Annotated in this window: 16 protein-coding genes; 9 read left to right on the forward strand and 7 right to left on the reverse strand. The window is 42.7% G+C overall.

The features are described from left to right. Positions 1–345 precede the first annotated feature (345 nt). The 3 genes from N8M93_RS03320 to N8M93_RS03330 are packed head-to-tail and all read left to right on the forward strand — an operon-like array spanning position 346 to position 1463. Positions 346–681, forward strand: coding sequence for a helix-turn-helix transcriptional regulator (locus N8M93_RS03320; protein ID WP_261129696.1), 336 nt, complete (start codon positions 346–348; stop codon positions 679–681). Next, the gene (locus N8M93_RS03325) at positions 671–1081 is read left to right on the forward strand and encodes an SRPBCC domain-containing protein (RefSeq protein WP_261129697.1); all 411 of its coding nucleotides are present in this window, start codon (positions 671–673) and stop codon (positions 1079–1081) included. The genes N8M93_RS03320 and N8M93_RS03325 overlap by 11 nt, the downstream gene beginning before the upstream one ends. Positions 1082–1094: 13 nt before the next feature. Continuing rightward, on the forward strand, positions 1095–1463 hold the full coding sequence (locus N8M93_RS03330) for a DoxX family protein (protein WP_261129698.1): 369 nt from the start codon (positions 1095–1097) through the stop codon (positions 1461–1463). A gap of 92 nt (positions 1464–1555) precedes the next feature. Here N8M93_RS03330 and N8M93_RS03335 read toward each other — a convergent pair whose 3' ends face one another. The 4 genes from N8M93_RS03335 to N8M93_RS03350 all read right to left on the reverse strand — a co-directional run bounded on the left by N8M93_RS03335 (position 1556) and on the right by N8M93_RS03350 (position 4187). Further along, positions 1556–1672: a hypothetical protein gene (locus N8M93_RS03335; RefSeq protein WP_261130265.1), complete on the reverse strand. Its 117-nt coding sequence runs from the start codon at positions 1670–1672 to the stop codon at positions 1556–1558. A gap of 29 nt (positions 1673–1701) precedes the next feature. Beyond that, positions 1702–1929: a DUF4181 domain-containing protein gene (locus tag N8M93_RS03340; protein ID WP_314728253.1), complete on the reverse strand. Its 228-nt coding sequence runs from the start codon at positions 1927–1929 to the stop codon at positions 1702–1704. A 158-nt stretch (positions 1930–2087) separates the two neighbouring features. After that, complete coding sequence (locus N8M93_RS03345) at positions 2088–3785, reverse strand: DUF2207 domain-containing protein (protein ID WP_261129701.1); 1698 nt, start codon at positions 3783–3785, stop codon at positions 2088–2090. Positions 3786–3848: 63 nt separating this feature from the next. Further along, positions 3849–4187: a hypothetical protein gene (locus tag N8M93_RS03350; RefSeq protein ID WP_261129703.1), complete on the reverse strand. Its 339-nt coding sequence runs from the start codon at positions 4185–4187 to the stop codon at positions 3849–3851. A 309-nt stretch (positions 4188–4496) separates the two neighbouring features. Between N8M93_RS03350 and N8M93_RS03355 the strand changes: the two genes are divergently transcribed. The 4 genes from N8M93_RS03355 to N8M93_RS03370 all read left to right on the forward strand — a co-directional run bounded on the left by N8M93_RS03355 (position 4497) and on the right by N8M93_RS03370 (position 8558). Next, on the forward strand, positions 4497–6077 hold the full coding sequence (locus N8M93_RS03355; protein WP_261129704.1) for an ABC transporter substrate-binding protein: 1581 nt from the start codon (positions 4497–4499) through the stop codon (positions 6075–6077). Between the two features lie 46 nt (positions 6078–6123). Beyond that, positions 6124–7293 carry a M20 family metallopeptidase gene (locus N8M93_RS03360; protein WP_261130266.1) on the forward strand — a complete coding sequence of 390 codons (1170 nt, stop codon included), beginning with the start codon at positions 6124–6126 and terminating at the stop codon, positions 7291–7293. A 75-nt stretch (positions 7294–7368) separates the two neighbouring features. Beyond that, positions 7369–7914 carry a GbsR/MarR family transcriptional regulator gene (locus N8M93_RS03365; protein WP_261129706.1) on the forward strand — a complete coding sequence of 182 codons (546 nt, stop codon included), beginning with the start codon at positions 7369–7371 and terminating at the stop codon, positions 7912–7914. Positions 7915–8189: 275 nt separating this feature from the next. Beyond that, on the forward strand, positions 8190–8558 hold the full coding sequence (locus N8M93_RS03370; protein WP_261129707.1) for a VOC family protein: 369 nt from the start codon (positions 8190–8192) through the stop codon (positions 8556–8558). A 34-nt stretch (positions 8559–8592) separates the two neighbouring features. On the opposite strand, the gene N8M93_RS03375 is transcribed toward N8M93_RS03370, so the two are convergent. Beyond that, positions 8593–9462: a DMT family transporter gene (locus N8M93_RS03375; protein WP_261129708.1), complete on the reverse strand. Its 870-nt coding sequence runs from the start codon at positions 9460–9462 to the stop codon at positions 8593–8595. A 182-nt stretch (positions 9463–9644) separates the two neighbouring features. Here N8M93_RS03375 and N8M93_RS03380 point away from each other — a divergent pair, with 182 nt between their 5' ends. Both N8M93_RS03380 and N8M93_RS03385 read left to right on the forward strand, forming a co-directional pair. Continuing rightward, complete coding sequence (locus N8M93_RS03380; protein WP_261129710.1) at positions 9645–10610, forward strand: threonine/serine dehydratase; 966 nt, start codon at positions 9645–9647, stop codon at positions 10608–10610. A gap of 81 nt (positions 10611–10691) precedes the next feature. After that, the gene (locus N8M93_RS03385; protein WP_261129711.1) at positions 10692–11897 is read left to right on the forward strand and encodes a DHH family phosphoesterase; all 1206 of its coding nucleotides are present in this window, start codon (positions 10692–10694) and stop codon (positions 11895–11897) included. 31 nt (positions 11898–11928) lie between these two features. On the opposite strand, the gene N8M93_RS03390 is transcribed toward N8M93_RS03385, so the two are convergent. Together N8M93_RS03390 and N8M93_RS03395 are read right to left on the reverse strand one after the other, a co-directional pair. Beyond that, the gene (locus N8M93_RS03390) at positions 11929–12234 is read right to left on the reverse strand and encodes a hypothetical protein (RefSeq protein WP_261129712.1); all 306 of its coding nucleotides are present in this window, start codon (positions 12232–12234) and stop codon (positions 11929–11931) included. Positions 12235–12236: 2 nt separating this feature from the next. Next, positions 12237–13589 (reverse strand): acyclic terpene utilization AtuA family protein, encoded by a 1353-nt coding sequence (locus N8M93_RS03395; protein ID WP_261129713.1) that lies wholly within the window; start codon positions 13587–13589, stop codon positions 12237–12239. Positions 13590–13602: the final 13 nt, after the last annotated feature.

Here is a 13602-nt window from a genome sequence, read left to right on the forward strand (position 1 = left end):
TTTCTTCCGCTCCTGTCCCGAATCGCTTCGTTATGGGACAGCTCCTCGCTGTTTTCTCGGGCTCCTGTCCCGAATCGTCTCGTTATGGGACACCTTCTCGTTTTTTTCTCAGGCTCCTGTCCCGAATCGCCTCGTTATGGGACAGCTTCTCGCAAGTTTTCTCGGGCTTTTGTCCTAATCAGCCTTATGGTGTCGATCATTTATTCCGTTTTAATTAACAAAATAGGTGAACGGAAAAAAGTTGTTACCAATCATTGACAGGACACCAATTAGTGTCGTATTATAGTTGTATAAATATGACACCATTTAGTGTCCAATCTAGATATTGATAGGAGAAGGGTGGAATTGAATAAGAAAAGCGAAACGAGAGATGTCTATAGCGCTGTTGCCGATCCTACACGACGCAAATTGCTTCGGTTATTGGCTGAAACAGGCGAGTCCCCCCTCCATAAGTTGACTCCGCATTTCCAAATGGGACGTACAGCTGTTTCAAAACACTTGGCAATCCTGAAGGATACAGATTTGGTAAAAGAGAAAAAAGTCGGCCGGGAAACCCGCTATCGACTTAATGCTGAACCTCTCAAAGAAATTGAAGACTGGGTATCCTTCTATACGAAATTCTGGAATGAAAGAGCGGAACTTTTACGTAAATTATTAGAGGAGGAAAAGGATGAATCCTGAAATTTCACTGGATTTCCAATTTGAGAGTCCGATCGAGAAAGTATGGCGTGCGTTAACTGACTCAACTATTCTGGCGAAATGGGTAATGGATAACAACTTCAAACCGATCGTCGGTCACAAATTCCAGTTTCGAGCTGAGCCGACGAAGCATTGGAATGGAATTGTCGATTCTGAAGTGCTCCTTGTAGAGGAACCTTACAGATTATCCTACACCTGGGTTACTGCGGGTGAAAACACAACAGTTACGTGGACATTGAAAAAGATGGAAAATAGTACCCTTCTACATCTTGAACATACAGGATTCCAGAGCGAAAGCCTTTCATACAATGGTGCGAAATACGGATGGGTAAGAATGGGTGATGAACTTGAAACGCTGTTAGCAAGATTTCAATTAAATTAAGGAGGAGAATCAAATGGCTGTGATTTCCATCATTCTTCAAAGTTTGTTGGCGGCATATTTTTTATTTTCAGGTAGTGCTAAAGTGATTGGTGCAAAATACTGGGCCGATATTTTCGATGAGCTTAGGCTGCCCCAATGGTTTCGCGCTATTACCGGTTTCGTCCAGTTAATCGGTGCAGCTGCATTAGTCATTGGGTACTGGTATGGATGGCTCATCGTATGGGCAGGCATTTGGCTGGGCATTACAATGTTGCTGGCATGCCTTGCTCATCTCAGGGTAAAAGATCCATTCAACAAAACCGCACCTGCTATCGTATTTCTTGTATTAGTCGTCTCACTATTCATCTTGAATGCAAACGACCTGATTCTTCCCCTATCATGAGATCCAGTTAAAAGCTGAACACAAAATAACTGCCCTACACAGAGCAGTTATTTTGTGTGTTTATTGTGCAGTTTTATCTTATATACCTCTTTTCACAACCATCCAAAGAAATTGGTAGCAATCAACGGAAGGGTTAGGATTGAAAGAAATACTAATTGAATGATCGTATAAATATGATCATTCCTATTGGCCGCATGTCTCTTCTCCATAATTGCACGAACCGATTCAGACACAATTATTAATCCAAAAACAAGAATATGAGTTTCAAGAACCAAATTCTGTCCATAGGATCACGCGTTACGTTAGTGAATGCACCGAAAAACAAAACGCCAATAAAGCAAAACCGAATTACCCAATCTATTTTTCTATGTCGTTCATTTACAGGGGTTAATGCTGAAAAAGTTTTCTTTTCAACCTTTAGCCACTTTCTCATCAAGGCATTAAACGCTACTATCAATAACGTCATTATGAGTAGAAGCAGAATTAATTTTAACCAAAATCATGGTTCAATCTCATACAAAAAATCCCCTCCCCTTGCAATCTATTATGAAAGGAAAACGGCCCGTATCCATTCACGAGCCATTTTTTTATACCGAATATCGATTTTTTTACTATAGGCAGAACTTAGAAAGCTCCGGATCCTCCGCCGCCCCCACCTGCTCCACTTCCTCCGCCACCAGAATAACCGCTTGAAATAGCCGATGATCGATGTGCCGATTGGAAGCTTGTGGATGCAAAGGACGAGGCAATGATCAACGTGCTCATATCCATCGAATAAGCGACCTCTGGACTCCAGGTATTCGTATTATAGAAGGCTTTCGCATACTCTTCATTTTTCTTGATGATCTTCTTATTCCTGGTGCCGAGTCCGTAAATAAAGGCGCGCATCCGATCATCCTCTGACCAGGACTGCCAATCGTCTTCAGAGAGGCGTAGAAATGTTTCCCTGAATGCCTTCCATTCGAATAGGATCTTAAGACCTTTATCCGTCTTCGGTTTATAAGCTAATGCGTACGTGATGGTGACCGCCATCAACAAGAGAGCCAACAACATCCACGCAAACAGTTCATAGATTGGAAAAAGTATGACGAGCGGAAGCAACAGGATGCTCAAGATCCCTATGCCTGCGCGGTACTTCGTCTTTTCCTCATAGAGGTTGTGTTCCTTCGTTTCTGCTGCTACGGCTTGCTTCCATCTAGTCTCAAATTTTTGATAGGCTTCGTGATTGTTTTTCTTTTTCGCATAGTTGGTCAAGTCATCTAAGCTGAATTCATCGTTTTCGCCGATTTCATCGAACAGCCATTCCATGAGGATCCTTTCGTGTTGCAAAGCACCGTCACGTTTGAGGATTCGAAACTTCTCTTCAGAAACATTCTCTACATAGCCTTGCCGGACAAGATCCATTAATGCCGCTGACATCACTTCAGGCGGAAGCAGTTTATAATTTGTAAAATGGATCGTTGCTGGCATGCTCATCCGCATTGCGGGAATTCGATCAGAAAGGTTCTCTTCTCTTTCTATAGCTCTTTTCTGGTTGAGACTCTGGATCAAGGTCCTCAACATCAGTCCAAGGATCATGAGTCCGAAGATCGGAATGACGATGGAACCGATCATTTCGATTTTATTTCGCATTTCGGCTTTTGCAGCATGATCATTGTACAATTGTTGCTGTGCTTTATAGATTTCACCTTTCATTTTTTTGTCAGTTATATCGGTTGCCGCTGGAAAAAGACTCTGATCATAGGCGACACGGATGTCACCATTTTTGCCATCGGGAACCTTTCCGAACTTATACACGACAGTGCCGTCAGTCTTGACCGCTGCTTTATCAAAAGCTTCATCATATCCGAAAGCGATGACATCATCGGTCTCACCAGGCGGATGGATCGTTACCGTGAGATTTTCATACGTTGATTCATTGTTTTTGTCAAAAAACGGCCAGTAGAATTCCCCCACATCGGTAAAGACCTCGACTCCTCCTTCGATCGTGTACGTGAGATCGACTGTGACCGTTTCGTCTTTCCCTTTCCGATGGACTTTAAAGACTGTTTCATCTTTTTCGATTTCCAATTGTTGTCCATTTTCACTCGCCTGAAAATCGGCGATTGATGTTCCTTTTTTCGGTATCAATTCCCTCGTTATTCCGTTGAATTTTCCTTCAAATTCATAGGTGTGCTTCTCTTCAACGATTACGTTTCCATTTTTCTGCAGGTAAGCATCGATTTGTGTACGGGTTATCGAATAATCCACCGCAAACGCCTCGGTAGGAAACAGAAGCAACGAAACGATGAAGATCATTATAGGAATGAAACGTTTGAACATTTTCAACACCTGCTTTCGCTTAAATCTACGAAAACGGGAGATGAAAGGTTTCATGATTGTGGATTACATGATTCTCCTTAACCATAAAAAAATGAAAATGAACAGGATTTCGAGGACGATCAGTTTAATGATACGGGAGCTATTCTTAGGATTCTTGGCTTCGAGGATGATTTCGACTAAGATGACTGCCATCGTAACGTAAAGTGTCGTCTCGATCAGTACAACGGCAAACATGAAAATGTACCAGGGAACGAAGAAAGATAGGAGGATTCCAAGCCCACAGGCGATGAACATCGGAATCAATTTTACTTTCAAGGATTTCTGGTTTATAAATGTCCAGATCTGATAAAGAACAAAAGCTAAGGATAACAATACATATTCAATCAAGATGACAGGATCCATAGCACCTTCCCCTTGTCCCAATATTTATTACATAAAGTTAGACGTTTACAGGAGTAATAGGATTCAAAATTCATCAAATTCTCTCCTCCTTCACCTTCTTTAGAAACATGACTTTAATTATTTTAGTAATAAACCGAAAATTCACAATTTACATACAAAGACTACTACTATATAATGTTTATACATTTTGTTTAATACATACTAAACAAACTGTATGTATTGTATACGGTGAACATCGGTCATTTTGTTACCTCATTTAAAAGAATGAAGTGACAGTGATAATAAATCCATGTAGGAGTTGGTTAAGGAATGTTTAGGAGAAGCTTTCTGATCCCACTGATGTGTTTGATGCTTGCATTAGTGGGATGCTCGAATGGTGATGGTGAAGCAAAGAATCAAAAACAAGACTCGTTAGTGATCGGTCTTGGCGGTGATGCCGTTTCCCTTGACCCGGCTGAAGTCACGGATTCAGTCTCAGAAAACGTATCACAAAGCATCTTAGAAACGTTGGTTACATTCGCAGAAGGGGAAACGGAAGTGAAACCTCTTCTAGCAAAAGAATGGAAAGAGTCCGATGATGGATTGACGTATACACTCACACTTGAAAAAGGTGTGCAATTCCATGATGACACTCCATTCAACGCAGAGGCAGTTGTTTATAACTTTGAACGCTGGATGAATGCAAATGAGGACAAGTTCTTCATGTATGGGTCCGTCTTCGGTGGTTACAAGGGTGATGAAAACCATGCCATCGAATCTGTCAAAGCCGTTGATGAACATACGGTTGAATTCAAATTGAAGTATCCAAAACCTACGTTCTTGAAGGATCTTGCCTTGACCCCCTTCTCGATCTCAAGCCCTGATGCAATCGAAGAACACGGAGATAACTATGGAAGCAATCCAGTCGGTACCGGACCGTTCACGTTTGAAGAATGGAAACGGAAGAACAGGGTGGTCCTGAACAAAAATGAAGAGTATTGGGTCGATGGTTATCCGAAAGTGAACCAGGTCATTTTCCGTATCATTCCGGATAACAGCAACCGCCTCAATGCACTGAAAAGCGGTGAAATCCACTTGATGGATGGGCTTGCACCTGAAAATATCGAAGAGATCGAAAACGATGAAAACTTCAAAGTCTTTTCAAGACCTTCACTTAATATCGGTTATTTAGGATTCAACGTCGAGAGAGAACCCTTCGACGATAAACTGGTTCGTCAAGCATTGAATCATGCTGTTGATAAGGAAGCGATCATCAAAGGCTTCTTCGCCGGTCAAGCAGAGCCTGCAAAGAATCCGATCCCTCCTGTCGTCCAGGGTTATAACGATGAAATTGCAGAATACGAATATGACCCTGAAAAAGCAAAGGAACTACTGGAAAAAGCAGGTCATCCTGACGGTTTTAAAATGGAATTATGGGCAATGCCTGTAGCACGTCCTTATATGCCTGATGCGAATAAAGTAGCTGAATCCATCCAATCCGACCTTGCAAAAGTCGGTGTCGAGGCGGAGATCGTATCTTACGAATGGGCTACCTATCTAGACAAAGTCACAAAAGGCGAAGCAGATTCATTTATTCTCGGTTGGACAGGAACAAATGGTGATGCCGATGATTTCATTTACAACTTATGGCATGAAGATAATATTGGCAGCTTGAATTCAACACGCTATGCAAATGATGAAGTGAACAGTCTGTTAAGCGAAGCGCGGAAAATTACCGATCAAGAAAAGCGCAATGAGCTGTATGGACGTGTTCAGGAAATCATGCATGAAGATCCGCCGATCGTTCCTTTGGTCCATGCCACACCAGCCCTGGCGGGAAGAGCTGACTTGAAAGGCTTCGATCCACATCCAACCGGACGGATCATCACGACGAAGATTTCCTTCGAGTAAATGAACAGTCATCTAGTCTAACTTTAATTTTGGAGGCGTTATCTTGTTGTTACAAAAGGCATTTGATCAATTAAAAAAAATTTATCCTGAAATGATCGACATCCGTAGAGATCTGCATATGCATCCCGAAATCTCTTTTCAGGAAAAACGTACAGCAAAACTTATTGCGAAATATCTGGAAGACTTAGGGTTGGAAGTGAAAACGAAAGTCGGTGGCAATGGGGTCGTCGGCCGTTTAAAAGGTGGAAGACCCGGGAAGACCATTGCACTCCGGGCTGATTTCGATGCTTTACTCGTCCCAGATGAAAAGGATGTTTCTTATAAATCCAGGGTACCCGGTGTCAGTCATGCATGCGGCCACGACATCCATACAGGAGCATTGCTTGGTGTCGCAAAAGTATTGAGTGATGTGAAGAAGGAACTTCCTGGCGAAGTCGTCTTCCTCCATCAGCATGCTGAGGAAATGGCTCCTGGTGGCGCAAAATCGATGGTAGAGGATGGTTGCCTCGATGGCGTTGACGAAGTGTACGGTGCCCATGTTGAGGTCAACTTTCCGATTGGAACCGTGGCCGTCAATGATGGATATGTCCAGGCGTCATCCGACGCATTCGATATCACGATCAACGGGAAAGGCGGCCATGCAGCTGAACCCCATCGTTCAAAAGACCCTGTCGCAATCGGCAGCCACCTTGTCGTGGACCTCCAAAACATCGTCAGCCGACGTGTCGACCCCCTCCATCCTGCACTTGTGACGGTAGGTGCTTTCAACAGCGGAGATGCTCATAACGTCATTCCGGACAAAGCTTACTTGAAGGGAACCGTCAGAACCTATGATCAGGAGATACGAAAACAAGTCGAGAACGAGCTGAAACTCATTTGTGAAAAAACCGGCGAGAAACACGGTGTGACAATCGATGTCACCTATGATAGAGGCTATATCTCTTTGTACAACCATCCTGATCCGACCGCCTACATTAAAAAGCTTTCAACTGAAATTGTCGGAGAAGAGAAAGTTTTGGTCAAACCACCAGATATGGGTGGCGAAGATTTTGCCTATTACGTCGATGCTGTCCCAGGTACATTCTTTTGGGTCGGTGGCGGAAATTCTGAGATCGATGCCGTGTACCCGCATCATCACCCGAAATTCGATGTGGATGAAGAATCCATGCTCCTTATTGGCAAGGTTTTCATTTCAGCGGTATTGAATCAGTCATAATATACTTTACATCCTCTTTGGTCTAAAATAGAGTAAAAGACCAAATCCAGTTTGAAAATCAAAGGTGTGTTTCACTTGAATGAAAAGTTTAAAGAGATAAGAGATCGGATCATTGAGCAAAATTCAGAAAGTCAAACATTATACAGCATGCATAATACCCTCAAGCGTTTAATGTCCATTATGTACTATTATGAAAAACCGATGACATTGGATGATATGGCAGCACTTCTGGGAATGAGTAAAGCAAGCATGAGCAATGCCGTCAGGGAACTGATTGAAATCGGTCTGGTTAAGAAGGTTTGGATAAAAGGCGAACGTAAAGATATTTACAAGGTTGAAGAAGATAATTATGAAAGTTTCATCAAGTTCTTCTGTTACAATTGGCGGAAACAGATAACCCCAAAGACCAGCTCCATGACAAGGTCGATCAGGGAATTGAAGCAATTGGCCGAAGAAGACGGTCTTGATGAAGAAACGAAAGATTTTATTCAGAAGGACCTCGAGAAGCTTTACGATGGTTTGGACTATCTTTCCTGGGTCAGTGGTGTAATTGAATTGTTTGAAACACATGAAATCTTTGACTATGTACCGAAGAAGGAAAGAAAGATCAATAACCGTTGATTTTAAGAGCACCTGGGACCCAGGTGCTTCTTTATATAAGAACGTTTGCTATCCCAATTTAATGGTCATCCAAAATGAAGGGCAACTTAAATTGGTGACTGATTTACACGATCGTGAAGAATCATGATGGATCGATATGCTGATTATCCAGTAATTTGTTATGGTGACAACTCTGTGCTGATCGACCCAGTTTACGATTTTCTCGAATCTTGGAGGACTACTTCCACCTTTTATCGAAGTGTTGCTTCAGTCAATTTTAAGGAGGAAGATATAAAATGAGTCAATCCTTACTCAGTGAAATCCATTATTTCAGGATCCCTGTCAACGATTTGTCGGAGTCTGTCGCATGGTATACCGAACGGCTCGGATTCACCTTGAGACATAATAATGGTGAATTGGCCGTAATGGCTTTGCAATCCGGTCCGCTATTCGTACTGGTGCAAGCAGATCGAGATTCCAGAGGGCATTTCACAATCAATGGACAGGCGGAATTTTCAGTCGGATTTACGACTGCAGATATTCAAGCATTGCACAATGACTTGGCTGACCAGGGCATTAAGGTTGATGAAATCCACGAGGATAATGGCCATTCTTATTTCCATTTCTTTGATCCAAGCGGCAACAAGCTTCAAGTACATAATTAATCGAAAAAAGAGTGAAACCAGTGCAGAATTGGGTTCACTCCTTTTGTTTCTCTACGGATTGGGTGGTTAACATCACGCCTCCAATGACAGCAAGAGCACCGATGATCTGCATAGCTGTGGGGTCTTCATCCAACCATAGATAAGCCCCGATCATCGTCACGACCGGAAGGAAATTCAAGAACACTGATGCTTGTGAGGCACTTAGTAGATGAACCGCTTGATTATAAAACATCAACGCAATAAAAGATGGGAAGATCCCTAAATACAAAAGGCCAGACACATTAGGAACATCCAATAACGGAAGTCCGGCAATGAACCATTCTGCAATCACAATAGGCAATAAAATAATGACAGATATCACTGACATCATAAGCAATGTGCCATAGGTCGGGAAAAGGTGCATATATTGCTTCACCTTGATGGAATAGAGTGCCCAGGACCCGATAGCTGCAATCATAATCGCGTCTCTAACATTCCAAGCCATTTTCGCGATTTGTAACAGCCTACCATCCATCACGACCCATATTGCACCGATCAATGACATGACAACCCCTATCCACTGAATCCTCCTCAACCTTTCTTTCAATATGAAAGTACTCATTACGATCGTCACCACTGGAATCACCGTTTCAAGTACGGATACATTCGTAGATGTAGTGAATTGTAACGCCCCATAAATGAAGGTATTAAAAAACGTGATCCCCGTTAAGGTCATCACCAAAAAAGGCTTTCTATATTTCCAATATTCACTGCGAAATTCCCACGCTCCTCGTAACCCGATCGGTAGTAGCACTACAAAAGCTATCAACAATCGAAAAAAGGCAATCGTAAAGGGCGGCAGTTCATTGATCGCTTTACCGACAAGGATGTTCCCTGAAAAAAAGATGACGACGAATACTAACAATATGTAGGGATATATACGATGACCCCCTTCTTACCTTTATAAATCAGCATTACATAATTCTTCTTTACCAACATCCCCCTCCATTAAACCTTATTTCCAATTTCATATCGATCACAAAGGTATAGCCAATGTTTTTCTAGAAAAGGTAAAGCAGGTACTTTTTAAAAAAAGGAGCAGATAAAATGATTACGATCCAGGATATACGAAAGGCACAAGAAAACATTCAGGATACCATCAATACCACCCCCATCCTTCAATCCGGACAGCTTTCGCAGCTATGCGGTAACCAGGTCTTTTTAAAGTGTGAACACCTCCAAAAAACAGGCTCTTTCAAAATCCGGGGTGCGACAAACAAAGTGAAGCAGGTGATGAAGGAAGGGGCGGAATTAGTCACGGCTGCCTCTTCAGGAAACCACGGACAGGCGGTGTCTTTTATCGCCAAAAAGCTTGGTGTCCCAGCGACAATCGTGGTTCCGACAGATGTGAATCCATGTAAAATGAATGCCATTGAAGCGTATGACGGAAACATCGTGAAATGCGGGACCACCTCTGCAGAACGGCTCCCCAGAGCTGTTGAGATTGCAGAAGAACAAAAAGGCGTATTCATTCCTCCCTATGATGATCCTTATATCATGGCTGGACAGGGAACAACCGGCCTTGAAATCCTGGAACAAGTACAGGATGTGGATGCAGTCGTCATCCCGATCGGAGGTGGTGGGCTTATCTCTGGTATATTGACCTCCATCAAGGAGACCAACCCGAACATCAAGGTATATGGTGTTGAACCAGAAAGCGCGAATGATACCTTTTTATCGTTGAAAAACGGGCAGATCACTTCAATCAATCCAACTTCTACAATTGCGGACGGACTCCGTGCCACCCAACCGGGAGACATGACGTTCCCTATCATGCAGAAATACTTGGACGATCTTGTTTTAGTAACCGATGAGGAAATCCGCCTTGCGTTCAGCTTTGTGATGGAACGGATGAAACAGACCATCGAACCATCGAGCGCGGTGACAGTCGCTGCTTTACTGAACAAAAAGCTCCCCCTTGAAGGAAAGAATGTCGTGACGGTGATATCCGGCGGAAACGTCGACCTTGCAAGGATCAGTGATTTGGTGGTCGATACAGAAAGGGTATGTTGACTACTTTTTCATGAATAGTCCGCTCCTTTTTCAACAACACTAAAACAGCTTAGAAATTTTCGTCACTCAGGGGAGATTATCATGTACAAAGTGTTCACTCATAATGATTTGGATGGTGTAGGCTGTGGCATCGTTGCCAAAATCGCATTCGGGGATGGTGTGGATGTCCGTTATAATTCAGTGATGGGGCTCGACTTCCAGGTGGAGCGATTTTTAGAACGGAAAGATGAGAAACAGAATAAAGGCACAACTGTATTCATCACAGACCTATCTGTCAATAAAAAAAACGAAGAAGCGCTTGAGGCTTATGTAAAAGAAGGCGGTAAAGTACAACTGATCGATCATCATAAGACAGCCCTCCATTTCAATGATTACGACTGGGGCCATGTGAAAGTGGAATATGACGACGGCCGACTGGCATGTGCCACTTCCCTTCTATATGGCTTTCTCGTACATCATCAACTTCTGGAACCCTCCGCTGCTCTAGATGAATTTGTCGAGTTGGTCCGGCAATATGATACGTGGGAATGGGATCAGAATGATAACATTAAAGCAAAACAGCTGAATGATCTGTTCTTCATGGTGTCGATCGATGAGTTCGTCGAGAAGATGGTACCAAGACTTCAGCATATGGACCATTTTGAATACGATGAATTCGAGCATAAGCTTCTCGAAATGGAAGAAGATAAGATTGAACGCTATATCAGAAGAAAAAAACGGGAACTCGTCCAAACGTTCGTCGGTGATTATTGTACAGGCATCGTCCATGCTGAATCCTATCACTCGGAGCTCGGTAACGAACTAGGTATGGCAAATCGTCATCTGGATTATATTACGATCCTGAACATGGGTGGCAAGAAAATCAGTTTCCGGACAATCCATGAGGATGTCGATGTCTCAGCAGTTGCAGGTCTTTTCGGCGGGGGTGGCCATGCGAAAGCGGCTGGATGTTCTATGAACGAAGAATCCTACGACCTGTACGCCAGATCTGCTTTCATCATAGAACCGATGAGGCAAGACGCGTTCCGGAATCATTATAATCTGAAAGAAACAACCCAAGGCAGCTTGTTTGAAAACCGTAATGAAGATCGCCTGTTCGTTTATGAAGAAGAGCCGGCAAACTGGATCGTAGAACTCAATGGTGAACGAATCCAGTATCGGTTTCCGGATTTTGAAAAAGCAGAAAGATATGTCAAAAGGCAACATTCCGCCTGGCTCGCACGCGATGAGCATTATGTAGACTATTTGAGAGAGTTCATGTTGAACCAAAAGAAAGGAACTGACTGAGAAGAGTCAGTTCCATATACATTTCATCATTTCAAGTCGTCACTTCCATTTCAAGAAGAAAGGAACTTAAACTTTTCCCATGCCGATCAAGTGATAGGGAGCGGGTCACACCGCCACCTAGCGCGTTGGTCAAAACAAAGTTCAATGCTCCTAAGCTAGGTATTTCATAACGTATGACTTCACCTTTCACGATACATTGAAACCACTCTTTTACTTTACTTGCTGTGATTTGTTCTTTCACCAATTCAAAGTCATCCATATTGTAAACAATCACCGAAATATTTGATATATTCCCCTTATCACCAGTTCTCGAATGGGCTACTTCCCGTAATTTCAATGCTATACCTCCTCATAGGTTATTTTGGTTTCGATATTCTCTGCTGGTATAAGGATCGAAGCAATTGAAACGATTTCATTTACACTTATCCGTACGCCACCACCACCAGCAGGACCATTCGTATATAAAGCTTCTACTTCATTCCCGATTTTAATAGCCTCTTCTTTCAACGTTGTTCTGCCAGCAACCCGTAACCGGACTTCATTATAACTGGGTTCCTTTCCAGATAAGTCCGAGACATTCGTGTGGAAAAGCGAATTGACCCCAATATGATCGATTTTCAATTCTTGAAAAGATAAGTCGGTATGTTGGATCCTCTTTTTGACGATATCCCCTGCTAATCGGGCTCTTTCAAGTGCTCCAGATCCTCCGTAACTTATTTCTGCTTCAACGATATAACAATCCTTATACCCTATGCTTGTTTTATAATATCCGCTTTTTTCTTTGCCTGTCGCTCCAGTGATCAACACCTTGTCAGGCTCGATTTCTTTTACAGTGACCTGTGAAAAATCTGCATTGACATCAGGTGTCATATAATTTGAAGGATCGTGTATTTCGTATAGAATTTGTTCTTTGACAGTTTCTGTGGTAACTTTGCCACCTGTTCCTGTAAGCTTTGTAATGATGATGTCGCCATTCCCAAATACTTCACCGATCGGGAATCCAACGTTCCATAGGTCCGGTACGTCTTTATACCCTGGTTCAGCGAAATATCCTCCTGTTACTTGAGCCCCGCATTCAAGCAAATGACCTGCTAATGTCGCTTTTCCGAGCATGTCATAATCGTCTGTTTCCCATCCAAACTCATATAATAAAGGGCCGATGACTAATGAGGGATCTGTCACTCTTCCTGTAATGACGATATCTGCCCCATTCTGAAGAGCTTGTTGGATCCCCTCAGCTCCTAAATAGACATTGGCGGAAATGATCTCTCCGTGTATTTCCGATAGTTTATTTCCATATTCTAATGTGGTGAAATTTTCATACTCATCAATGTCTGTAAAAATATCATCTCCTAAAACAGCTGCGATTTTTAAATCCGTTATCCCTAGACGTACTGCTAGATCTTTAACCAATCTTGCTGCTGATAATGGATTTGCTGCACCCATATTCGTAATTACTTTCACCTGTTTTTCAGTACAGATCGGCAGGACTTTTTCCATGCGGTACTCAAGTAATTCATTGAAACCTTTATCAGGATCCACTAACTTTTGTTGTTGCGCGAGTGCAATGGTCCTCTCAGCCAGACATTCGAAAATGATGTAATCGATGTCACCTTTTTGCATTATATCTAAAGCTGGTTCAATTCGATCTCCACTATAACCTGCCCCTCCACCAATTCTTATCTTCTTCATCCTATCCACACCC

This window comes from Bacillus sp. Marseille-Q3570 (assembly GCF_946151055.1).
GTDB lineage: Bacteria > Bacillota > Bacilli > Bacillales > Fictibacillaceae > Pseudalkalibacillus.